This is a genomic window from Microvirga rosea (assembly GCF_020595095.1).
Lineage (GTDB): Bacteria > Pseudomonadota > Alphaproteobacteria > Rhizobiales > Beijerinckiaceae > Microvirga > Microvirga rosea.
In genome coordinates this window covers 236,302-257,011 of the sequence record NZ_JAJDOP010000002.1, presented here as the reverse complement: position 1 = coordinate 257,011, position 20,710 = coordinate 236,302, and the positions used below count along the sequence as shown (strand labels likewise).

Annotated in this window: 23 protein-coding genes and 1 tRNA gene; 13 read left to right on the top strand and 11 right to left on the bottom strand. The window is 64.6% G+C overall.

What is annotated here, in order from left to right:
• Positions 1 to 3: 3 nt before the first annotated feature.
• Positions 4 to 840 (bottom strand): adenosylcobinamide-GDP ribazoletransferase, encoded by an 837-nt coding sequence (cobS, locus tag LJD17_RS05585; RefSeq protein WP_227383164.1) that lies wholly within the window; start codon positions 838 to 840, stop codon positions 4 to 6.
• A 78-nt stretch (positions 841 to 918) separates the two neighbouring features.
• Between cobS and cobT the strand changes: the two genes are divergently transcribed.
• The 6 genes from cobT (at position 919) to LJD17_RS05555 (ending at position 6,098) form a co-directional block, all read left to right on the top strand.
• Positions 919 to 1,944: a nicotinate-nucleotide--dimethylbenzimidazole phosphoribosyltransferase gene (cobT, locus tag LJD17_RS05580; RefSeq protein WP_227383163.1), complete on the top strand. Its 1,026-nt coding sequence runs from the start codon at positions 919 to 921 to the stop codon at positions 1,942 to 1,944.
• Complete coding sequence (locus LJD17_RS05575; protein ID WP_227383162.1) at positions 1,945 to 2,469, top strand: thermonuclease family protein; 525 nt, start codon at positions 1,945 to 1,947, stop codon at positions 2,467 to 2,469. It begins immediately after the preceding gene.
• Positions 2,470 to 2,540: 71 nt separating this feature from the next.
• Complete coding sequence (locus LJD17_RS05570) at positions 2,541 to 3,191, top strand: uracil-DNA glycosylase family protein (RefSeq protein ID WP_227383161.1); 651 nt, start codon at positions 2,541 to 2,543, stop codon at positions 3,189 to 3,191.
• On the top strand, positions 3,188 to 3,979 hold the full coding sequence (locus LJD17_RS05565) for an enoyl-CoA hydratase-related protein (RefSeq protein WP_227383160.1): 792 nt from the start codon (positions 3,188 to 3,190) through the stop codon (positions 3,977 to 3,979). Before LJD17_RS05570 ends, LJD17_RS05565 begins: the two co-directional genes overlap by 4 nt.
• An 11-nt stretch (positions 3,980 to 3,990) precedes the next feature.
• Positions 3,991 to 4,197, top strand: coding sequence for a hypothetical protein (locus tag LJD17_RS05560; protein WP_227383159.1), 207 nt, complete (start codon positions 3,991 to 3,993; stop codon positions 4,195 to 4,197).
• A 173-nt stretch (positions 4,198 to 4,370) separates the two neighbouring features.
• Positions 4,371 to 6,098 carry a calcium-binding protein gene (locus LJD17_RS05555; protein ID WP_227383158.1) on the top strand — a complete coding sequence of 576 codons (1,728 nt, stop codon included), beginning with the start codon at positions 4,371 to 4,373 and terminating at the stop codon, positions 6,096 to 6,098.
• Positions 6,099 to 6,370: 272 nt separating this feature from the next.
• Here the strand turns inward: LJD17_RS05555 and LJD17_RS05550 are convergent, their stop codons facing one another.
• The 4 genes from LJD17_RS05550 to moaA all read right to left on the bottom strand — a co-directional run bounded on the left by LJD17_RS05550 (position 6,371) and on the right by moaA (position 9,879).
• Entirely contained in the window at positions 6,371 to 6,937 is a 567-nt protein-coding gene (locus tag LJD17_RS05550) for an AAA family ATPase (RefSeq protein ID WP_227383157.1), read from the bottom strand.
• 92 nt (positions 6,938 to 7,029) lie between these two features.
• Positions 7,030 to 7,896, bottom strand: coding sequence for an NAD(P)-dependent oxidoreductase (locus tag LJD17_RS05545; protein WP_227383156.1), 867 nt, complete (start codon positions 7,894 to 7,896; stop codon positions 7,030 to 7,032).
• 62 nt (positions 7,897 to 7,958) lie between these two features.
• On the bottom strand, positions 7,959 to 8,744 hold the full coding sequence (locus tag LJD17_RS05540; RefSeq protein ID WP_227383155.1) for a transporter substrate-binding domain-containing protein: 786 nt from the start codon (positions 8,742 to 8,744) through the stop codon (positions 7,959 to 7,961).
• A gap of 100 nt (positions 8,745 to 8,844) precedes the next feature.
• Complete coding sequence (moaA, locus tag LJD17_RS05535; protein ID WP_227383154.1) at positions 8,845 to 9,879, bottom strand: GTP 3',8-cyclase MoaA; 1,035 nt, start codon at positions 9,877 to 9,879, stop codon at positions 8,845 to 8,847.
• Positions 9,880 to 9,989: 110 nt separating this feature from the next.
• On the opposite strand from moaA, the gene LJD17_RS05530 reads away from it, so the two are divergent.
• Positions 9,990 to 10,352 (top strand): gamma-butyrobetaine hydroxylase-like domain-containing protein, encoded by a 363-nt coding sequence (locus tag LJD17_RS05530; RefSeq protein WP_227383153.1) that lies wholly within the window; start codon positions 9,990 to 9,992, stop codon positions 10,350 to 10,352.
• 362 nt (positions 10,353 to 10,714) lie between these two features.
• On the opposite strand, the gene LJD17_RS05525 is transcribed toward LJD17_RS05530, so the two are convergent.
• Positions 10,715 to 11,299, bottom strand: coding sequence for a L,D-transpeptidase (locus LJD17_RS05525; protein ID WP_227383152.1), 585 nt, complete (start codon positions 11,297 to 11,299; stop codon positions 10,715 to 10,717).
• A gap of 244 nt (positions 11,300 to 11,543) precedes the next feature.
• On the opposite strand from LJD17_RS05525, the gene LJD17_RS05520 reads away from it, so the two are divergent.
• A tRNA-Val gene (locus tag LJD17_RS05520) sits at positions 11,544 to 11,618 on the top strand.
• 57 nt (positions 11,619 to 11,675) lie between these two features.
• Here LJD17_RS05520 and LJD17_RS05515 read toward each other — a convergent pair.
• Positions 11,676 to 12,389 (bottom strand): HAD family hydrolase, encoded by a 714-nt coding sequence (locus tag LJD17_RS05515; RefSeq protein ID WP_227383151.1) that lies wholly within the window; start codon positions 12,387 to 12,389, stop codon positions 11,676 to 11,678.
• Positions 12,390 to 12,490: 101 nt separating this feature from the next.
• Between LJD17_RS05515 and LJD17_RS05510 the strand changes: the two genes are divergently transcribed.
• The 3 genes from LJD17_RS05510 (at position 12,491) to LJD17_RS05500 (ending at position 14,307) form a co-directional block, all read left to right on the top strand.
• Positions 12,491 to 12,946 carry a hypothetical protein gene (locus LJD17_RS05510; protein ID WP_227383150.1) on the top strand — a complete coding sequence of 152 codons (456 nt, stop codon included), beginning with the start codon at positions 12,491 to 12,493 and terminating at the stop codon, positions 12,944 to 12,946.
• 128 nt (positions 12,947 to 13,074) lie between these two features.
• Positions 13,075 to 13,770, top strand: a complete 696-nt coding sequence (gene rpiA / locus LJD17_RS05505; RefSeq protein WP_227383149.1) for a ribose-5-phosphate isomerase RpiA — start codon at positions 13,075 to 13,077, stop codon at positions 13,768 to 13,770.
• A 33-nt stretch (positions 13,771 to 13,803) separates the two neighbouring features.
• A complete protein-coding gene (locus LJD17_RS05500) occupies positions 13,804 to 14,307 on the top strand; it encodes a DUF2059 domain-containing protein (protein ID WP_227383148.1) in 504 nt (167 codons plus the stop codon).
• Between the two features lie 55 nt (positions 14,308 to 14,362).
• Here the strand turns inward: LJD17_RS05500 and LJD17_RS05495 are convergent, their stop codons facing one another.
• The 4 genes from LJD17_RS05495 to LJD17_RS05480 all read right to left on the bottom strand — a co-directional run bounded on the left by LJD17_RS05495 (position 14,363) and on the right by LJD17_RS05480 (position 17,883).
• Positions 14,363 to 14,824: a GFA family protein gene (locus tag LJD17_RS05495; protein ID WP_227383147.1), complete on the bottom strand. Its 462-nt coding sequence runs from the start codon at positions 14,822 to 14,824 to the stop codon at positions 14,363 to 14,365.
• Positions 14,825 to 14,890: 66 nt separating this feature from the next.
• Positions 14,891 to 16,390: a tripartite tricarboxylate transporter permease gene (locus LJD17_RS05490; RefSeq protein WP_227383146.1), complete on the bottom strand. Its 1,500-nt coding sequence runs from the start codon at positions 16,388 to 16,390 to the stop codon at positions 14,891 to 14,893.
• A 4-nt stretch (positions 16,391 to 16,394) separates the two neighbouring features.
• Positions 16,395 to 16,874, bottom strand: a complete 480-nt coding sequence (locus tag LJD17_RS05485) for a tripartite tricarboxylate transporter TctB family protein (protein WP_227383145.1) — start codon at positions 16,872 to 16,874, stop codon at positions 16,395 to 16,397.
• A 67-nt stretch (positions 16,875 to 16,941) separates the two neighbouring features.
• Entirely contained in the window at positions 16,942 to 17,883 is a 942-nt protein-coding gene (locus LJD17_RS05480; protein WP_227383656.1) for a Bug family tripartite tricarboxylate transporter substrate binding protein, read from the bottom strand.
• Positions 17,884 to 18,068: 185 nt separating this feature from the next.
• On the opposite strand from LJD17_RS05480, the gene LJD17_RS05475 reads away from it, so the two are divergent.
• Both LJD17_RS05475 and gor read left to right on the top strand, forming a co-directional pair.
• Positions 18,069 to 19,328 (top strand): O-antigen ligase family protein, encoded by a 1,260-nt coding sequence (locus LJD17_RS05475; protein ID WP_227383144.1) that lies wholly within the window; start codon positions 18,069 to 18,071, stop codon positions 19,326 to 19,328.
• Complete coding sequence (gor, locus tag LJD17_RS05470; RefSeq protein ID WP_227383143.1) at positions 19,325 to 20,710, top strand: glutathione-disulfide reductase; 1,386 nt, start codon at positions 19,325 to 19,327, stop codon at positions 20,708 to 20,710. Before LJD17_RS05475 ends, gor begins: the two co-directional genes overlap by 4 nt.

Here is a 20,710-nt window from a genome sequence, read left to right as displayed (position 1 = left end):
TCGTTACGGCTGAAGCGCGATCAAGAGGCCGATCAGCGCAGCGATCTCGGCGACCTGCTGCGCCGCGCCCGCGATGTCGCCCGTCTGGCCCTGAATATGGCGCTGCGCGAGGCGCATGAGGCCGATCCCCGAGAGGGCTGCGAGGACCATCATCCATGCAAGACCGGATGGCGGCAGCCCCGCGCCGAGGCCAAGGACGAGGGCGAGGCTGCCCATCAGAGCCGCCGCGAACCAGAAACTCTCCCGCGCGGGGCGTCCGACCGCCTGAGCCGCGCCGTCGGTGCGCGCGGGCGGCAGGAACATCAGCGGCACGAGGCCGGCAACGCGGGACAAGGCGGCGGTGATCAGGACCGCCGAGACGGCGGCGGCGAGCTCGATCCGGTCCAGAACCGTGGCGAGGGCCGTGATCCGCAGCGCGAACCCGAGGATCAGGGCCGATGCGCCGAACGAGCCGATCAGGCTGTCCTTCATGATCGCGAGACGCCGCTCCCGGGTGGCGGCGCCGAAGCTATCGGCGGTGTCCGCGAGCCCATCCTCATGAAATGCACCGGTGGTGATCGTCGCGGTGGCGACCGACAGAATCGCTGCGAGCCACGGACCCAGGCCGAGACTCAGGGCCGCAACGAGCACCAATGCGGGAAAGAGCCCGAGCACGAGGCCGGCGAGCGGAAGCACACGCACGATTCGGCTGAAGTCCGGAAGCCCGTGAGGATCTCCTTCCCATGGCAGGACAGGAACCGGCAGGCGGGAATAGAACCGCAGAGCCTGCGCCACGTCGATGATGACCGCCTGCCATGCAGGCAGCGAAAACCTGCCTGCTCGTTTCAATTGATCGGACATGCTTCACCCCAAATGCAGGGACCGTTATAGGTCACGCCTCTTCCTGTCGCGCAATGCCCGTTAGGGCCGGAGTTCTCCATGACCGAACCTGCAACCTCGCCCTTCGATGATATTCGTCGCCTGGTTACGACGATGCCGGGGCCGGACGAGGCGGCGATTGCGGCGGTGCGCCAGCGTGACGGCCAGCTGACCAAGCCTGCCGGAAGCCTCGGCCGTCTCGAATGGATCGTCGAATGGCTCGCCGCCTGGCAGGGCAAGGCCACCCCGACGGCCGACCGGCCGCTGGTTTGCGTTTTCGCCGGGAGCCATGGCGTGACGGAAAGGGGGGTCTCCGCCTTCCCGTCCAGCGTGAACCGGCAGATGCTGGAGAACTTCTCCGCGGGCGGCGCCGCGATCAACCAGATCTGCGCGAGCCTCGGCCTCGGCTTCAAGGTCTTCGACCTCGCCATCGACATGCCCACGGGCGATATCGTCGTGGAGCCCGCCATGGACGAGAAAGCCTGCGTGGCCACCATGGCATTCGGGATGGAGGCCATCGCCGGGGGCGCCGACCTTCTGGCGATCGGCGAACTCGGCATCGGCAACACGACGGTCGCGGCGGCCATCTATGCGGCCCTTTACGGTGGGGAGCCGGCTCAATGGGTCGGCCGCGGCAGCGGCGTCGACGAAGAGGGGCTGGCCCGCAAGATCGCGGCGGTGGAAGGGGCGCTGGCCCATCATCGCGGGCATTTGCAGGATCCTCTCGAAATTCTCCGTCGCCTCGGCGGGCGCGAAATCGCCGCCATGGCGGGCGCTATTCTCGCCGCGCGCCTCCAGCGGATCCCGGTGATTCTGGACGGCTATGTGGCGACGTCCGCCGCGGCGATCCTGCATGCGATCCATCCCGCCACCATCGATCATTGCATCGCCGGGCATCTTTCCGCCGAAGGGGCGCATCAGGCTGTCCTCGAGCGGCTCGGAAAAATCCCGCTTCTGGCTCTCGGCATGCGCCTTGGCGAGGGAAGTGGGGCTGCCGTTGCGATGGGGATTGTCAAAACTGCCGCTACGGTACATCGTGACATGGCGACTTTTAGCCAAGCCGGTGTGTCGGAGCGGTTGCCCTGAATGATATCAAGATCCTTTCGCCAAGCCCGCTTCGGAGCGAAGTCTCCCTGGTTCGGCTTGGCGTCCCTCGGCCTTGCCCTGGTGTTGGCGGCGGTCGCGCATCAGTTCTTCGAAAAAAGCGACCGGGTCGTCGCGGGGCGCGCTTTCGCGGTCGACGGCGATACGATTCGCATCGGCAGCCACAAGATCCGCCTGAAGGGCATCGATGCGCCGGAGCTGAACCAGTCCTGCATCAGGGACGGTCGCCCGGTTCTGTGCGGTGAGAAGGCGCGGGACACGCTTCTCGGGATGATCCTCAACCAGAATGTGGAATGCCGCGTGGCCGGCCGCGACCGGTACCAGCGGCAGCTCGCCCGTTGCTACGTGAACGGCGAGGATATCGGCGCGCGCATGGTGGAGGAGGGCTGTGCGATCGCCTATGGCGATTACCGGCTCCTGGAGGCGAAGGCCCGCCTGCAATCGCGCGGGGTTTGGGGAACGGATTTCCAGCGGCCGCAGGAATGGCGGCGCAACAATCTCTTTTGACCGGAGAACTGTGACCTCCTGTCCCGCCGTGGGCCCTCGCCGTTCGAGGCTTCGATTCCCATCTTGATGACATGAGTTCATCGGATGATTTTCAGGTCCTGGCGCAGCGTCTCCGGTCGTGCCGCATCTGTCGGGACGAGCCGCGTTTCGGAGGCCCGCTTCCTCACGAGCCGCGCCCCATCGTTCAGGGCAGCCGCACCGCGAGGCTTTGCATCGCAAGCCAGGCACCGGGAACGCGGGCCCATGCCAGCGGGGTCCCGTTCTCCGATCGGTCGGGTAGCCGATTGCGGGACTGGCTCGATCTCGACGAGGCGGCATTCTACGACCCGGCCCGCGTTGCCATCGTGCCCATGGGATCGTGCTTCCCGGGGCAGGATTCCAAAGGCGGCGACCTGCCGCCGCGGCGCGAATGCGCCCAGGCCTGGCGGCAGCCTCTCCTTGCGGCTCTTCCGCAGCTCGAACTGATCCTCCTGATCGGCCAATATGCCCAGGCCTGGCATTTAGGAGACGATTTTCGCGACGGCCTCACATCCACGGTCGCCCGCTGGCGCGACATTCTCGCGGCCCCGCAGCATCCCCGCATCCTGCCTCTGCCGCATCCATCCTGGCGCAACAACGGGTGGCTGCGCAAAAATCCCTGGTTCGAAGCGGAGCTTTTGCCCGTGCTTCGCGCGCAAGTCCGCACTATGCTCGCGCGCGACGACAAGGAGCACGCCGCATGAGCCTCACGACCCTGCGGGTGGCGACGGAAGGTCCCGTCGGCACCATCACGCTGGCCCGCCCGGACAAGCTGAACGCCCTCAATGCCACCAAGCATGCGGAGTTGCGTGAAGTTCTGGATCGGTTCGCGAACGATGATTCTGTCAAGGTCGTGGTGCTGACAGGCGAGGGAAGGGCGTTCTCGTCCGGGCAGGACCTGACGGAGGATCTGCCGCGTGACGAGCAGGGCCGCATCGATCTGGGGCCCCCTCTGGCGCGCGACTACAACCCGCTGGTCCTGACCCTGGCGAACTACCCCAAGCCGACCGTCGCGGCCCTCAATGGAGCCGCCGTGGGTGCATCCATGAACATTGCGCTCGCCTGCGATGTGGTTGTGGCCGCGCGCTCCGCCTATCTGCAGGAAGCGTTCGCCAAGATCGCGCTCGTTCCCGATGCGGGCGGCACCTGGATCCTGCCCCGTCTCGTCGGACCCAAGCGGGCGCTGGCCCTGATGCTGTCGGCCGAGCCGATCCCGGCCGAAGAGGCGCAGGCCATGGGCCTCGTCTTCAAGGTCTTCGAGGACGCAACGTTCCGGCAGGATGTGGCGGCCTTCGCGGCTGCGCTCGCCCAGGGACCTGCCCTTGCTTATCGGCTGACCAAAGAGGCGGTGGCCCGGAGCCTGTCGAACGATCTCGAGGCGCAATTGGCTCTCGAGGCCGAGTTGCAGCGCAAGGCCGGCTTCAGCCATGACTTCATGGAAGGCATCATGGCCTTCCGGGAGAAGCGGGCGCCGAAATTCGAAGGACGTTGAGGGAGGCGGCCATGCGCGTGACCTATATCATTCTTGCCCTTCTGGTGTTCAGCGCCGTCCTGAGCATGCTGATCTCCCAGGATCCGGAAAAGTCCGCCGCTCTCTCCCAGATGTACCGGGACGCCGCCTTCACGGGCGCAACCCGGGAGATCGTCATCGCTGCCCTTGCGATCGGTCTTGGCGGCTTCATCGTCTACCTCACCATGACGCGACGCTAGGGAAACGCGGGGCAGGAACGGCGTCCGTCGCGCCTCCGACGGGAGGGCGGCATGGCGAAGCCGCGGAGACGCCCGCACATTTTCTGTCGAGAGGGCTTCCGGCCCGGCGAATACGATGTTGCATGAGATGTTGATGCGTTATAATACGAGATAACATTACATGTAGCAGGTTTATGATGACTCTGATTGCCGCGGACCGGTCCACCACAGCAGATTTCGAGAACGGCTTCGATATCACCCCCCTCGATCCGGTGACGGTGGCGGCAGGCGTGACGGTTTCCGCCGGAGGCAACGGCGCCGCCGGCATGCATGGGGCCGGTGCCGGGCATGTGCTTCTGAGAGCCGGTGCCTCCGTGGTCAGCGGCCTTTCCGATGGCATTTCATTCGACGGTGCCGGCGACATCACCCTGACCGCAGCCAGCTCCGTGATTGCGAACCGCTACGGCATTCTCTTTTCCGGAAACGGCGGTACGCTTCAGAATTTCGGTTCGGTGACCGGAGAAAGCGCCGTCCGCGCGAACGGCTCGTCGCACATCTTCAACGAAGGCACCCTGACCGGCCTCGACCACCACGGCGTGCTGATCGACGGCAGCGGTGTCATCCTGAGCAACAAGGGCCTTATCCAAGGGCACGACGCTGGCCTGTTCGTCAGTGCCACGACCGGTTTCGTGACTATCATGAACGACGGCAACATCCAGGGCGGAACCCAAGGGGCGCTCCAGGTCGCCGACGGGTCGGTCGCCGTGCGATTTGCCAACAGCGGCGAGATCGCGGGCAACATTACTTTCAGCGGCGGCTTCGATTTCTACGATGGCCGGGGTGGAACCGCGAGCGGCGTCATCGCCCTGATGGACGGCAACGACCGCGCCTTTGGAGGCAGCGGATTCGAGACCTTCAAGGCGGGCCTTGGCGATGACGTGATCGACGGCGGCGGCGGCAACGACATCGCTCTGTATGCAGGCTCGAGCGCCGACTACACCATCAGCAGCGCCAACGGCGTTCAGACGATCGTGGATACGAAGGCCGCCGACGGCGATGAAGGCACCGACACGCTGACGAAGGTGCGCTTCGCCAAGTTTCTCGGCGACAACACCACGATCACTCTTTACAACACCAAGCCCGACAGCGTGGCGCTCTCCACCGGAACCGTGGCGGAAACGGCCCTGACCAACACCGCCGTCGCCACCTTCTCGGCCCATGATGCTGAAGGCGATGCGATCACCTACACCCTTTCCGATCCGACCGGGACATTTCGGGTGGAAGGCTCGTCCCTGATCCTGGCCCGCGCGGTCGACTACGAAGCCGGGGCGCGTCAGTTCAGCTTCGCCGTTACGGCCAAGGATGCCTTTGGCGCAACCACCACGCAGAACTTCACCGTTTCGGTGGCCAACATGGTGGAGGCTAACCCGCTCACTCTTATCGGTACCGCGGTCGTGGACGCCCTGATGGGCGAGGCCGGCAACGACATCATCAAGGGCCTGGCTGGGATTGATACGCTGAAGGGCGAGGCCGGCAACGACAAGATCTATGGCGGCCTGGGCAACGATCTGCTCACCGGCGGCGCCAACCAGGACATCTTCGTGTTCGACACCAAGCTCGGCCGCACGAATGCCGCCAACAAAAAGGTCAACCTGGACAAGATCACCGACTTCTCGGTCAAGGACGACACGATCCATCTGGCCAAGGGCGTGTTCTCCAAGATCGCCAAGAAGGGCTTTTTGGCCAAGGGCGCCTTTTTCACCGGCACCAAGGCGCATGACGCGGATGACCGAGTGATCCACAACAAGAACACCGGGGCGCTGTTGTATGATGCCGACGGCAATGGCGCCAAGGAGGCGATCCAGTTCGCCACCGTCGCCAAAAACCTCAAAATCACCGAAAAAGACTTCTACGTTTTGTGATGCGGAGCCGATCCGGGAGCGCCGGAGGTTAGAATCTATCGGGAAGGGCTGTGCCACTGCGACAGCCCTTCACCGTTGACTGGAAGCTGCGACCAATCCCGTACCGTCCCGCGCAAATTCCGGAGGATTTCGTCGGCCCTATCTCCCGGTGACGAGATGAGACGAAGACCGATCCTGTGTCAGCCACTCTGTGGGAGCGCGATGAACGACATCGCCTGTGCTTCCGGCATCCAGGATCTGGCATGGCTGAGCAAGCATGAACAGGAATGGCGTTACGGGCCGCTTGGGCTCAGCGAAGCAACCTTTTCGACCACGAAGCTCACGCGCTCCTCGACCGGCAGGCGCGGGATCTCGACCAGCTCGTAGCCGCATGCCGCATAGGTCGTGATCATCGACCGGTAGGTCTCCTCGGCTTCAACCAGGGACTGCTTGCGTTCCTCATCCTGGCTGAAGATCTCCGGCCAGGGCGGGGCAATGAAAACGCGCCTGTTGTAGCGAAAGATCGCGGCCGCGCGGGACAGGTGCTCCGGCACGGAACGTCCGATCAGCCGAAGGTATCCGATGATGTCGGGGATGCCGCGGTCGAAGAACACGAGGCCCGGAAGGGCCTGCGCCTCACGATAGGATCGCATCTCCCAGGACAGCATCAGTTCCGCATAGGCGCATGGATCCTTCCACGGAAGGGCCGCGCCGCCGATCAGGACCTGATCTTGAATGATGCTTCGGCCGGCTTCCGCCGATTGCCCGAAGCCGGCCATGCGCAGAGCCGCCACGAGTGTCGTCTTGCCGGACCCTGGGCCGCCTGTCAGGACGATGAAACGATGGCTGTGTTCAGCCATGGCTGCTCCTTTCATGGTGAGGGGAAACGGGAGCCCACGCCGGGTGCGCGGGCCCGCGGTTTCCAAGGGGCAGCCGGAAGGGCGGTGGGCGCTTACCGTTCGAGCCGTGAGATCAGGCTGGACGTATCCCAGCGATTGCCGCCCTTGGCCTGCACCTCGGCATAAAACTGGTCGACCAGCGCCGTCACGGGCAGGCTTGCGCCGTTCTTGCGGGCCTCCGTGAGAACGATGGAGAGATCCTTGCGCATCCAATCCACCGCGAATCCGAAATCGAACTTGTTCTGATTCATGGTCTTGCCGCGGTTCTCCATCTGCCAGGATCCCGCCGCACCCTTGGAGATCACGTCGAGCACCGCCTCGATATCGAGACCGGCCCGCTTGCCGAAATGAATGCCCTCGGAGAGCGCCTGGACCAGACCGGCGATGCAGATCTGGTTGATCATCTTCGTCAGCTGTCCGGCTCCCGCGGGCCCCATCAGGCGGCAGCCGCGCGCGAAGCTCATGATCACGGGCTCCACCTTTGCGTAAGCCCCCGCATCACCGCCGCACATGACGGTGAGCACGCCGTTCTCGGCTCCCGCCTGGCCGCCCGAGACGGGCGCATCGATGAACGCCGCATTCCGGTCTTTCGCCGCGCCATGGAGCTCCCGCGCCACTTCGGCGGAGGCCGTCGTATGATCGACGAAGATCGCTCCGGCCTGAAGGGCCGAGAAGGCGCCGTCGGGGCCGAGCGTGACCTGGCGCAGATCGTCGTCATTGCCGACGCAGGCGAAGACGATGTCCTGGCCCTCGGCGGCCTCGCGCGGTGTCGCGGCGGCGCGGCCGCCGTTTTCGGAAACCCACTTTTCGGCTTTCGCGCCGGTCCGGTTGTAGACCGTGACCTCGTGGCCTTTGGCCTTCAGGTGCCTTGCCATGGGATAACCCATGACGCCCAGACCGATGAAACTGACCTTCGCCATCTCTTGCTCCCTGAACGACGGATTCCGGTTCTATGGAGAGAGCGCAGAAGCGTCAAACGGCACTATTTGATATCGAACGGAAAATACTTGAGGCGGATCCGGTCATAGGTGCCGTCGGCGATCACCTGATCGATGGCCTTGTCGAATTCCGCCTTGAGCGCCGTATCCTCCTTACGAAGGCCGACGCCGTAGAACTGGTGCTTATAGGCAGGATTGCCTGGCGCCCGTCCGAGGATGCGGCAGCATTCCCCCTCTCGGCTGGCCAGGAATTCCGACAAGGACCGTTGTCCGCCGAAAACCGCATCGATGCGCCCGACCAGCAGGTCGAGATTGGCTTCAACCGGCGAACTGTAGGGAATGACTTCCGAATTCTTGTAGAACTTCTTGAGGTATTCGGCGTGATCGCTTCGATCGGCCGCACCGATCTTCTTTCCCGCCAGCGCTTCGGGCGTCACGCCTTCGAGGGCGCTGTCCTTCGGGGCGATGAAGATCGCCGGAATATGGTAATAGGGTTTGGAAAACGCGATCCGCTTTTGCCGCCTCTCCGTGATCTCCAGGGACGACATGATCGCATCGTAGTCGCGGCTGACGAGGCCGCGCATGATGCCGTCCCATTCATGCTGGACCAGCACGCATTCCGCTTTCATGACGCCGCAGAGGGCTTTGCTGAGGTCGACTTCGAACCCCTGCAACTCGTTGTTTTCCATGTAGTTGAAAGGAGGGTAGGCGCCCTCGATCGCGATGCGGACCGGAGGTTTTTCCTGTGCGGCTGCCGTCAGACCCGAGCCGAGCCAGAAGCAGAGGCCGACCCCCATCGCCAGTCGTCGCCCGAAACTCAACACGTTCACAATTTTGCAGCCTTGAATGTCTTCGCGATATTCCCGGAACCGGTTGAATAGTCAAGAATCGATACAGGCCAATACTGTCGCGGGACAGTATTCTTAAGTGTTAGCCGCCGGTCAGGCTCATATGGCGGGCAAGGGCCGGGCGCGCATGGCGGCGGTCGATCACGAAGTCGTGCCCTTTGGGCTTGCGGCCGATCGCCTCCTCGATGGCGCTTCGCAAGAGGGCGTCGCTCGCGGAAGCCCGCACGGGCGCCCGCAGATCTGCCGCATCCTCCTGGCCAAGGCACATGAACAGCTGGCCGGTGCAGGTCAGACGCACCCGGTTGCAGCTCTCACAGAAATTATGGGTCATCGGTGTGATGAAGCCGAGCGTGCCGCCGGTCTCCGCGACCCGAACATAGCGGGCGGGGCCGCCGGTGCGCTCGTCGATCTCGGTGAGGGTGAAACGCTGGGAAAGCCGCGCCCGAACCAGGGACAGGGGCAGGAACTGATCGATCCGCTGCCCGTCGATTTCACCGAGCGGCATGACCTCGATCAGGGTGAGATCCATGCCGCGGCCATGGGCCCAGGTGAGAAGGGTCTCGATCTCGTCCTCGTTCACCCCCTTCAGCGCCACCGCGTTGAGCTTGACCTTCAGTCCGGCCCGTTGCGCGGCGTCGAGGCCGGCCATCAACTTGGCAAGGTCGCCCCAGCGGGTGATCCGGTGGAACTTGTCCGGGTCGAGGGTATCGATTGAGACGTTCACCCGCTTCACGCCGCAGGAGGCGAGCTCCGTCGCGTACCGGGAGAGCTGGGAACCGTTGGTGGTGAGCGTCAGCTCGTCCAGGGTGCCCGCGTCCAGGTGCCGAGACAGGGAACGGAAGAGACCCATGATGTCCCGGCGCACCAGGGGCTCTCCGCCGGTGATGCGGAGTTTGCGCACGCCCTGGGAGACGAAGACGGAACAGATCCGGTCCAGCTCCTCCAGGGTCAGAAGGTCCCGTTTCGGCAGGAACGCCATATCCTCCGACATGCAGTAAACGCAGCGGAAGTCGCACCGGTCGGTCACCGAGACCCGCAGGTAGGTGATGCCCCGGCCGAAGGGGTCGACCAGGGGGGCGGGCGTGGACGGGAGGGACGGCGACAGGTCTCCCGGCATTTCAGTGCCGTTCCTTCATGGTTCTCGTGCCTCTACGGAATGGGTCTTGCGTTCACGGTAGTTATCGCGCAGCTAGCGTCAACTCACAAAGCAGGCAAATGAGGCGGAACATGGCATCGGAACGTTGGCCCTCCGAATTGCGACTGGCGCCGACGAAACGCAGCCTGCGGATCGTCTATGACGACGGCGTGGTGTTCGACCTTCCGGCGGAGTATCTCAGGATCGCGAGCCCGTCGGCCGAGGTCCAGGGCCACAGTCCGGCCGAACGCAAGACCGTGCCGGGCAAGCGCAACGTCGAGATCCTCCGCATCGAACCGGTGGGCAATTATGCGGTCAGGCTCGTGTTCGACGACATGCACGACACCGGCATCTACGGTTGGGATTATCTCTACCGCCTCGGAGCCGAGCAGGAGGAGCGCTTTGCCGCCTATCTGGCGGAACTCTCCGCCAAGGGGCTTTCGCGGGATCGATAGCGTCGGCAATCCCGGGGAGCGCCGCCCTGTCATTCCGGGGCGAGCATCGCGAGAGCTCGGAACCCATAAACGCTAGCAGTTCAGGATAAAGAGCTGCGGTTGCCGGCGCGATTTGTCCTGGATCGTCAGCGGTTCTGGGTTCCGGACTTGCCTGACGGCAATCCGGAATGACGGGGTGGCGCTCCTGTCATTCCGGGGCCGCGCAGCGGAGCCCGGAACCCATACACGCTAGCAGTGCCTGAAAGGACGCTACGGCACCCGCGCACTCCCTCCACAAACCTCAGCGGTTCTGGGTTCCGGGCCCGGCCCGCAGGGCCGTCCCGGAATGACGGGTGGCGCTTCGTTGTTCCCGGGCGGCGGTCTTACCGCTGCACGATGACCCGCGCACCGACCTTCGCGCGGCTGTAAAGGTCGATCACGTCATCGTTGGTCATGCGGATGCAGCCCGATGAGACGGCTTCGCCGATGGTTTCGGGTTCGTTCGAGCCGTGAATCCGGTAGATGGTGCTGCCGATATAGAGCGCGCGGGCGCCCAGCGGATTGTCGGGACCACCCGCCATGTGGCGCGGCAGGTCCGGGCGGCGCTTCAGCATTTCCTGCGGCGGGCGCCAATCCGGCCACTCGCGCTTCATGGTCACCGAATGGCTGCCGGCCCAGGTGAAGCCGGGACGGCCGACGCCGACGCCGTACCGCAGGGCCTTGCCGTCGCCGAGCACGAAGTAGAGACGCCGCTCCGTGGTGGATACGATGATCGTCCCGGGCGCATAGCGGCCGTCGAAGGTGACCACCTCGCGGGGGACCGGGGACGCCTGTGCGTTCAGCGATGCCTCAGGAGTGTAGAGGGGCTGACGAGTCAGCGGATCGATTGCTGTGAAAGCCGCAGCCGGCGTCGCAAGAGCGGCGAAGGCACAGGCAAGCCCAAGCAGGGCAGCGCGGGTGCGTCCCATATTTGCCTCGAATTCAACATGTTTGATGCGGGTTGGTGATTGCTCAACGCAATGGCCGCGTTTCGGATCCGTTGAATAACAAAGGTTCGTTATCAAATCACCAGAGCAGGCTGCCTTATTTTCGCCGCATCGTAACCGGGACGTTAAAGCCCGGCTGCCACAATCCCCGTTCGAGAAATGTCGACGGCTGATGGTCGGAAGCGCTTGACGCCAGGGGATCAAGGACTTTAGAAGGCCCTGGTCAGGGCGCGTAGCTCAGCGGGAGAGCATTCGCTTCACACGCGAAGGGTCACAGGTTCAATCCCTGTCGCGCCCACCATTCCTTCCTGATGGACTATCTTCACAATGATGTGACGGCTCGTTCCGAGGCCGGTTCTCACGCCGCCGCGAGGCGCACCAGTGAGGCCACCGCGTCGAACAGCTCGTCGAAATGCCCGATGATCAGGTCGGGGTTGAGCCGCTTGACCGGCACATCCGTATAGCCGAACGGGACGGCGATGGACGGCACGCCCGCCGCCTGGGCGGTCACGATGTCGGTCCGCGAATCGCCGATCATAACGGCGCGATGCGGATTTCCTCCGGCCTTTTCGATCGTCAGCATGAGATGACGGGGATCCGGCTTGAACACCGGGAAGGTGTCGCGTCCGCAATTGGCCGCGAAACGATGGGCGATGCCCAGCGCCTCGAGAAGGCGGACCGAGTGGTCCTCGTACTTGTTGGTGCAGACGGCGAGGACGAAGCCTGCCCGCTGCAGACGCTCGAGCGCCGCCTCGACGCCGGGATAGAGCTGCGTTTTGACGCAGATGTTGTCCCGGTAATGGACCATGAACTGCCCGAAGAGATGGTCCAGGTGCGCCGGCGTCAGCTCCTTCCGGCCAGCCTCGAATCCCCGTTGGAGAAGGGCGCGGGCCCCGGCGCCCACCAGATCCCGGGCCTTGCGGACGGGCAGGGGCGGCAATCCTTCGCCTTCGAGGATGACGTTCAGGGTTCCGACGAGATCGCCCGCGGTATCGGCCAGGGTGCCGTCGAGGTCGAACACGACGATGGGCGGGGCGGCGCGAGGCGCGAGGAGCGGGCTATGAATGGCCATGAAGGTCGGCTACCTGCACAGGACGAGGGAATCAAGCGGGAGGGAATGATATGGTCTTCTGGTTGATTCGTTCTTACCGGCTCACAAAGAAGGAGTATTGAATGCGGCTTGCTGGTTCCTTGGCATATCTATCCTCGGTTTTCGTGCTGGGAAGCCTTGCCGTCCCCGCTTTCGCCGCTCCCTATGATTTCGTCCCGGCGCCTCAGACCGATTTGAACCGGATCTACCGGATCGACCGGATCACCGGCGAGGTCAGCTCCTGCCAGTACGGGCTCCAAGAGGGAACCATCGGCGTGACCCTCTGCTTCGGCGCCGGCGAGGGCGCTGGGCCTCAAAGTCCCGGCGAATATGGGCTTGTGGCTTCCCGGCACGAGCGCGAGGGCGGTGTTTTCCGTGTCAATTACCGCACCGGCGACATGAGCATCTGCTATGTCTTCGACGAGAAGGTGGTGTGCACGCCGCAGACGAACCCGTCGGCGCAAGGGGCGTTGCAGGGAGCGCCGGCCGCAACCCCGAGCGTTCGCCCGGGCACGGGCGCATCGCCGCAGCGGCCCTGATCCGGCCGCGGTCCCACATTTGCCCGTTGAAAAGACATCTGAAACAATCTTTCTTCCCGGAGCCTTGCCGTGCTAGACGCGGGCCTGACCGGCTTCGGGACGAAGGCGATCATCGTTAGGAATTATCAGTGAGCGACAATCTGAAGCGCGATGCGGCGGAGAAGGCTGCGGCTCTCGTCACCGACGGGATGAGGCTCGGACTCGGCACCGGGTCCACGGCCGCCTTTTTCGTGGCGGCTCTCGGGGCTCGTGTGCGCGCCGGACTTTCGGTTGTCGGCATTCCCACATCGGAGGCCACTCTCGATCAGGCCAGGCGGGAGGGAATTCCGCTGACCACCCTCGACGAGACGCCGGAGCTCGACCTGACGGTCGATGGCGCCGACGAAATCGATGACGATCTTCGGTTGATCAAGGGCGGCGGCGGTGCGCTCCTGCGGGAAAAGATCGTCGCTTCCGCCAGTCGGCGCATGATCGTCATTGCCGACGGGTCGAAGCGCGTCGGCCGGCTCGGGCGCTTTCCGTTGCCGATCGAAGTCGTGCCCTTTGGCCTGCGCGCGACCCAGGTCGCCATTGAAAAGCTCCTCGAAACCTTGGAGATGAGCGGCGAGCTGCATCTTCGAAGGACCGCCGACGGTACGCCCTACATCACGGATGGCGGGCATTTCATCTTCGATGCGCATCTCAAGCGCATCGACAAGCCGAACGTCCTTGCCTCGACACTCAACAATCTTCCTGGGGTCGTGGAGCATGGTCTTTTCATCGGTCTCGCGACGGGAGCGATCCTCGCTACCGGGCAGGGCCTCGTCGAACTCGGTCAGATTTGACCCCCACCATGTCATGACTGGAGCCAAAACCCCATGATCCGTTCCGTCTCCCGCCTCGCTGCGACAACCGTCGCGGTTCTGATGCTTGCAGGGCCCGCCTTCGCCCAGACGCCGCAGCCGACTCCCAGCCAGCTGGCGCTGGCCCGCGAGGTTGCCATCAATTCCGGCATGACCCGTTCCTTCGACGCCATGACCGAGCCGTTCTTCGTTCAGCTTCAGCAGATGAACGTCACGCGCCCTGAGGTCAAAAAGGACCTCGACGACGTGGTCGCCATGCTGCGCCCGGAAGTCGAGCAGCAGAAGCAGAAGATGGTCGACAGCGCGGCCCGCGCTTTCGCCTCGCGCCTGTCGGAAGCGGAGCTCAAGGAGATCGCCGAATTCTACCGGACCCCGGCGGGCAAGAAGTACGTGGAGGTTCAGCCGGGCCTCCTCGACGATATCGTCAAGGATCTGGCGTCGTGGACCCAGAACGTCTCCGAGTACATCATGATCCGCGCCCGTGCCGAAATGGGCAAGCGCGGTCACCAGCTCCAGTAACGGGAGCGGCGGCAGGATCAAAAAAGGCCCGGTTTCCCGGGCCTTTTTTTATTGGCTATGCGGACGCTGCCCGCTGCGCGAAGGCCGCGAGCAGCTCGGGATATTTGTCCATTGGTGGAAACGTCTCGAAGCTGAAGGCGGCCGGGGTCCTTGCCCATGGGAGCCTTTCGCTCGTGTAGGTTTCGATGAACGGCACGAAATTCCGCGCATCGTCGAGCATCGTCCCGCGCACGTTGACGAAATCCTCCGTGCCTTCCGGGCGGGTGAACACCCAGCTCAAGCAGTGGGAGCAGAAGAAATGCCGTGCGGCGCCATGAAGGCCGCCGATCACGGGATCGCCCTCGACGATCTCGAACGCCGCGCTCGGATATAGCGCGCTCAAGGAGAACGCGCTCCCGGTCATCCGTTGGCAGCCGGTACAGTGGCACGCCATGGTGACGAGCGGCTCCGCCGTGACGCGAAACCGCAAGCGGCCGCATCGGCATCCGCCTTCCTGGACCGGCATCTCCTCAGCCATGGGCGTCTCCGATCGTTTCAATCATGGGCGGGGAGGGCGGGCAAGCCTGCCCCCGTCGCAGGGACGTCAGTCTTCCTGCATCTTGAAGCGGTTGAGCCCCTTGAGCACGAAGGGCAGGACCAGGGCGATCACCGCGATCCCGAGAAGCGTGGCGGAGATCGGGCTCTGCAGCAGCACCATCGGGTCGCCGAGGCTGATGGACAGCGCGCGGCGGAGCTGGGCTTCCGCGATCGGCCCGAGGATCAGACCCACCACGACGGGGGCGATGGGATAATCGAACCGCCGCATGAGGAAGCCGAGAAGGCCGAAGGCGCCGAGCATCGTCAGCTCCACGACGGAGGGCTTCGCGGCGATCGTCCCCATGGTCGCGAACACCAGGATGCCCGCATAGAGCCAGGGCTGCGGGATCGCCAGGAGCTTCACCCACAGGCCGACGAGGGGCAGGTTCAAGATGAGCAGCATCGCGTTGGCGATGAACAGGCTTGCGATCAAACCCCAGACCAGCTCCGGGCGCTCCGCAAAGAGCAGCGGGCCGGGATTGAGGCCGTATTGCTGGAAGCCTGCGAGCATCATGGCGGCGGTTGCCGATGTGGGCAGGCCGAGCGCCAGAAGCGGCACCAGGGTTCCGGCGGCGGAGGCGTTGTTGGCCGCTTCCGGACCGGCGACACCCTCGATGGCGCCCTTGCCGAACTCCTCCGGATACTTCGTGAGACGCTTCTCCGTGGAATAGGACAGGAAGGTCGGGATCTCCGCGCCGCCCGCCGGAAGGGCGCCGATGGGGAAGCCGAAGAGCGTGCCGCGAATCCACGGCCACCAGGAGCGCTTCCAGTCCTCCTTGGTCATCCACAGCGATCCGCGCACCGGCTCGACCACTTCCTCCTGGATGTGGCGCCGCGAGGCGACGTAGAGGGCCTCGCCCACCGCGAAGAGGCCGACCGCGAGGGTCGTGACTTCGACGCCGTCGAGAAGCTCGGGAACCCCGAAGGTCAGGCGCGCCTGACCGGTGAGCTTGTCGATGCCGACGAGCCCGAGCGCCAGACCGATGAACAGGCTCGTCAGACCGCGGACGGGCGAGTCGCCGAACGTCGCCGAAACCGTCACGAAGGCCACGCACATGAGCGCGAAGTAATCCTCGGGCCCGAACTGCACGGCGAGTTCCACCAGGGTCGGCGCGAGAAACGCCAGGCCGAGGGTCGCGATGGTGCCGGCCACGAAGGAGCCGATGGCGGCGGTGGCGAGGGCCGGACCGCCCCGTCCCGCCTTGGCCATCTTGTTGCCCTCCAGGGCCGTCGCCATGGAGGCGCTTTCGCCGGGAGTGTTGATGAGAATGGCGGTGGTCGAGCCGCCATACATGCCACCGTAATAGATGCCGGCGAACATGATGATCGAGCCGCCCGGATCGAGCTTGAACGTGATCGGCAAAAGTAGCGCGACCGTCAGGGCCGGACCGATCCCCGGCAGCACGCCGACGGCGGTTCCGAGCAGCACGCCGATGAGCGCGAAAAGCAGGTTCATCGGCTGGACGGCGACCGTGAGGCCGTGGGCGAGGGCGAAGAGGGAATCCATGATCTTATGCTCCGATCAGACGCTCGAGGGGGCCCATCGGGAGACTCAGGGTCAGAAGCTTGGCGAACAGCAGGTAGATGATGAGGCCTGCCGCGAATCCGATCACCAGATCGGTGATAAAGGCGCGCCGGCCGAAGGCGGCCGCCGTGCAGGCGAAGAGGACGGCGGTGGCCGGAATGAAACCGACATTGAACTTGACGCACGCGATCAGGATGGCGAGGCCGCCGATGATCAGCACGATCGGCTTCCAATCGAGGCTTTCGCGCTCGGGAAGGCCGCCCTGCAGGGCCGAAATCGCATTTCCGACGCCGAGGATCGCGAGGCCGACGGACACGACCATGGGCATCGCCTTCGGACCCAGGCCGTAAACGGAGGAAAGCTGGAGACTGCTCATGTCCTGCCAGATCAGGCCTGCGAGGGCGAGAAGCACCAGGGCGATGAGGAGGCCCGCCTTGTCGATGCGTCGCGGGGTGCGTGTTGTCATTGTTGTTTTCCTAAAAAGAAGCGCCGCACGGGGCGGCGCTTCCATTACGTCGTTCCGGACTGTCTTTTTATGACTTCACGAGCCCAACCGAGGTCAAGACCTCTTTCGTACGAGTCTGGTCTTCCGTCAGGAACTTGGCGAAAGCGTCGCCCGACTGATAGGCGTCGTCCCAGCCCTTCTGCTTCAGGATTTCGGTCCATTCCTTCGACTTGGCCATCTTGTCCATGGTCTCGGTCAGGACCTTCTTCTGCTCGGCCGTAATGCCGGGAGGCGCCACGACGGCGCGCCAGTTGGCGATCTCGAGATCGACGCCCTGATCCTTCAGGGACGGCATTTCGGCCGTGCCCTTGCCGGCCGGGGTGGTCAGGCCGATGAGGCGCAGCTTGCCCGCCTTGATCTGGCTTTCGAACTCGCCGTAGCCGGAAATGCCGGCCGTAACCTTGCCGCCGAGGATCGCCGCCAGGGACTCGCCGCCGCCGGAGAACGGGATGTAGTTGATCTTCGTCGGATCGGCGCCGACCGCCTTGGCGAAGAGAGCAACGGCGATATGGTCGACGCCGCCGGCCGAGCCGCCGGCCCACGTGACCTTCGCGGGGTCGGCCTTCACGGCTGCCGCCAGATCCTTCGCGTCCTTGATCGGGGAATTGGCCGGGACGACGATGGCTTCGTACTCGCCGGTCAGGCGGGCGATGGGCGTCGTCTGGTCGAGCGTGACGGGAGACTTGTTGGTGAGGAGCGCGCCCACCATGACGTAGCCCATGACCATGAGCTGGCTGCCGTCGCCCTTGGCGCCGTTCACGAACTGGGCGATACCGATGGAGCCGCCGGCGCCCGGAACGTTGGTGACCTGCACGTTCTTAGCAAGGCCCGACTGGGTCAGGGCCTGCTGCATGGAGCGGGCGGTCTGATCCCAACCGCCGCCCGGCGCCGCCGGGGCCATGATCTTGAGTTCAGCCATCTGGGCCGAAGCCGACGTGACGAAGCCCGCCACGGCCGCTGCGGCGAGCATGCCCCGCCAGAGGCCCTTGCGATACTGGCTCATACTGTTTCCTCCGATACTCGAGAGATTGTGCGCATGTCGCATGACTGTCCCCACGGGAGCCTGCGCGCTGCGACAAACCGTAAAGCCCGAAAGTGCCCCCTGCAAGCGCTTGCTGCTTTATTGCCGTTGAACCTTGGCGTAAGAGCCTGGCCATGAAAGCTCTCGCTTCGGCATCCACCGTTCGGAATCCGGCCAGGACATCGTCTCTCCTGGCACAGGCGCTCTGGCGCGCGGCCATCGCGGTCTTGGCGGTTTTGCCGGTCGGAATGGCGATCGCCCACCGGTCGAGCCCGGCCTTCGTCGGCCTATCGGCGATTCTCGCCCTGGCGGCAGCCCTCGCCGAGGGAAATATCGGCGCGGTCGTGGTCAGGGCGCGGGCGGCGCTATCCACCCCCTTGGGGCTCGCCGTCCTGGCCTTTCTCGCCTGGTGCCTGTTGTCCATGGCCTGGAGCCCGTTCAAGGGGCTGTCCCTCGGAGCCTTCGCGGAGTTCGGCCTCTCGCTCCTTGCGGCGTTCGTCCTCGGGCTGACGCTTCCCGGCCGGATGACGCGAGGGGCCTTCTGGCTTCTCCTGGGAGCAGTGATTATCTCCTGTGTCATGATGATCGTGGAGCTTAAGACCGGGCTTGCCCTGCGCAGAGCGCTCGGGATGCGCTGGAACAGCTTCATCTTCAATCGGCCGGTGCTGACCCTCCTGTGTCTGACTCCTGCCGTCGTTGCATGGCTGATGAGCCGTGTCCGCTTCGGCTGGGTCATCGCTCTCGGATTTGCGGCAGCGGTATTCATTGCCATGGCCCATTCCGAAAGCGGGGCTTCGATCCTGGGTTTCGGCGCCGGCCTTGCGGCCTTTCTGTTTGCCCTTGCGGCGCCACGGCTCGGCATACGCCTCGCCGGCGTGGCGTTCATTGTTCTGGCGGTCGCCGCTCCCTTTCTGGGGCAGATCGCGGACCGGGTGATTCCTCCGAGCGTCCATCAGGAGCTCGCGAATGACCACTCCCGCGACAGGGTAGATATCTGGCTCAGCTTCGGAGAGGTGATCCGGCAACAGCCCGTCCTCGGAGCGGGATTCGGGGTCAGCCCCAAAATGCGCGACGCGGCGGTGGCGGACCGGATTCCGAGCGAGGACGAGACCCTCCTGGGCGTCGGCCATCCGCACAACGGCATGATGCAGATATGGGTCGAGCTCGGCGGAATCGGCGCCCTTCTGGCGCTTGCGGTCATCCTTTTGCTTTTACGGGCGATTGACGGGCAGACACGCCTCGTCGCGGCGGCATCGCTGGCCCTTCTGGCCGCGGCTACCGCGGTGGCCATGGTGGGCCACGGCGCCTGGCAGGGATGGTGGGCGGCCTCCTTGGGAGCCGCAATCGTATGGATGCTGGCCGCGCGCCGCGAAAATCTGGAGACAAAACCATGAGCGATTTCGACGTTGACCTTTTCGTCATCGGGGCCGGGTCCGGCGGCGTGCGGGCGGCGCGGATTGCGGCCGGCTACGGCGCCAAGGTCATGGTGGCGGAAGAATACCGCGTCGGCGGCACCTGCGTCATTCGCGGCTGCGTGCCCAAGAAGCTCATGGTCTATGCCAGCCGTTTCGCCGAAGAGTTCGAGGAGGCCGAGGGCTTCGGCTGGTCCGTGCCGGAGGCCCGCTTCGAGTGGACGACGCTGATGCGCAACCTCCATAAGGAGGTCGGCCGCCTTGAGGGGATCTACCGGACCAATCTGGAAAAGGCGGGCGTGACGATCGTCGACAGCCGCGCGGTGATCGTCGATCCGCATACGGTGCGCCTCCTCAAGACCGGAGAACAGATTCGCGCCCGCTATATTCTCGTGGCCGTGGGAGCTCATCCGGTCATGGGGCCGAGCATTCCCGGAGGCGAGCTCGGGATCACGTCCAACGACGTGTTCCATCTCGAGGAATTGCCGAAGCGCATCATCGTGGTCGGAGGCGGCTATATCGCGGTGGAGTTTGCCGGAGTGTTCGCCGGCCTCGGCAGCGAGGTGACGCTGCTGCACCGGGGCAACAAGCTTCTGCGCGGCTTCGATGAAGACGTGCGCGACGCGCTCGGCGAAGCCTATTCGCGGCGCGGGATCAACGTGGTTCTGGAGCGGACGATCGAGCGGATGGACCGCCGTCCCGACGGCATTGCCGCCACCTTGAGCGACGGCACGGTTCTGGTGGCCGATCAGGTGCTCGTCGCCACCGGGCGGCGTCCGAACACGTCCAATCTCGGCCTCGAACAGGTTGGCGTGAGCGTCGACGAGGTGGGAGCGATCATCGTCGACGGTTACTCGCAATCCGTCGTTCCCTCGATCTACGCGGTCGGCGACGTCACCAACCGGGCCAACCTCACGCCGATCGCCATCCGCGAGGGCCACGCCTTCGCCGACACGGTTTTCGGCGACAGGCCGACCATGGTGGACCATGAGCTGATCGCCACGGCGGTGTTCTCGACCCCGGAGATCGGCGTCATCGGCTGCAGCGAGGCGGTCGCAAGGGACCGCTACGGCGAGGTCGACATCTACAAGACCTCGTTCCGTCCCATGAAAGCGACCGTTTCCGGCAGTGCCGAGCGTGTCCTGATGAAGCTCGTGGTGGAAAAGGCGACCGATAAGGTCGTCGGCGTCCATGTCATGGCCCATGACGCGGGCGAGATGATCCAGCTCGCCGGCGTCGCCGTCACCATGGGGGCCACCAAGGCCGATTTCGACCGCACCGTCGCAGTTCACCCGACAGCCGCCGAAGAACTCGTGACCATGCGCACGCCCTTCGTGGTGAAGACGCCGGTGGCCGTGGGGTAG

Coding starts and splice junctions, on each gene's coding strand:
- cobS (WP_227383164.1), bottom strand. CDS start 840: ATGTCCGATCAATTGAAACGAGCAGGCAGGTTTTCGCTGCCTGCATGG.
- cobT (WP_227383163.1), top strand. CDS start 919: ATGACCGAACCTGCAACCTCGCCCTTCGATGATATTCGTCGCCTGGTT.
- LJD17_RS05575 (WP_227383162.1), top strand. CDS start 1,945: ATGATATCAAGATCCTTTCGCCAAGCCCGCTTCGGAGCGAAGTCTCCC.
- LJD17_RS05570 (WP_227383161.1), top strand. CDS start 2,541: ATGAGTTCATCGGATGATTTTCAGGTCCTGGCGCAGCGTCTCCGGTCG.
- LJD17_RS05565 (WP_227383160.1), top strand. CDS start 3,188: ATGAGCCTCACGACCCTGCGGGTGGCGACGGAAGGTCCCGTCGGCACC.
- LJD17_RS05560 (WP_227383159.1), top strand. CDS start 3,991: ATGCGCGTGACCTATATCATTCTTGCCCTTCTGGTGTTCAGCGCCGTC.
- LJD17_RS05555 (WP_227383158.1), top strand. CDS start 4,371: ATGATGACTCTGATTGCCGCGGACCGGTCCACCACAGCAGATTTCGAG.
- LJD17_RS05550 (WP_227383157.1), bottom strand. CDS start 6,937: ATGGCTGAACACAGCCATCGTTTCATCGTCCTGACAGGCGGCCCAGGG.
- LJD17_RS05545 (WP_227383156.1), bottom strand. CDS start 7,896: ATGGCGAAGGTCAGTTTCATCGGTCTGGGCGTCATGGGTTATCCCATG.
- moaA (WP_227383154.1), bottom strand. CDS start 9,879: ATGCCGGGAGACCTGTCGCCGTCCCTCCCGTCCACGCCCGCCCCCCTG.
- LJD17_RS05530 (WP_227383153.1), top strand. CDS start 9,990: ATGGCATCGGAACGTTGGCCCTCCGAATTGCGACTGGCGCCGACGAAA.
- LJD17_RS05525 (WP_227383152.1), bottom strand. CDS start 11,299: ATGGGACGCACCCGCGCTGCCCTGCTTGGGCTTGCCTGTGCCTTCGCC.
- LJD17_RS05515 (WP_227383151.1), bottom strand. CDS start 12,389: ATGGCCATTCATAGCCCGCTCCTCGCGCCTCGCGCCGCCCCGCCCATC.
- LJD17_RS05510 (WP_227383150.1), top strand. CDS start 12,491: ATGCGGCTTGCTGGTTCCTTGGCATATCTATCCTCGGTTTTCGTGCTG.
- LJD17_RS05500 (WP_227383148.1), top strand. CDS start 13,804: ATGATCCGTTCCGTCTCCCGCCTCGCTGCGACAACCGTCGCGGTTCTG.
- LJD17_RS05495 (WP_227383147.1), bottom strand. CDS start 14,824: ATGGCTGAGGAGATGCCGGTCCAGGAAGGCGGATGCCGATGCGGCCGC.
- LJD17_RS05490 (WP_227383146.1), bottom strand. CDS start 16,390: ATGGATTCCCTCTTCGCCCTCGCCCACGGCCTCACGGTCGCCGTCCAG.
- LJD17_RS05485 (WP_227383145.1), bottom strand. CDS start 16,874: ATGACAACACGCACCCCGCGACGCATCGACAAGGCGGGCCTCCTCATC.
- LJD17_RS05480 (WP_227383656.1), bottom strand. CDS start 17,883: ATGCTCGCCGCAGCGGCCGTGGCGGGCTTCGTCACGTCGGCTTCGGCC.
- LJD17_RS05475 (WP_227383144.1), top strand. CDS start 18,069: ATGAAAGCTCTCGCTTCGGCATCCACCGTTCGGAATCCGGCCAGGACA.
- gor (WP_227383143.1), top strand. CDS start 19,325: ATGAGCGATTTCGACGTTGACCTTTTCGTCATCGGGGCCGGGTCCGGC.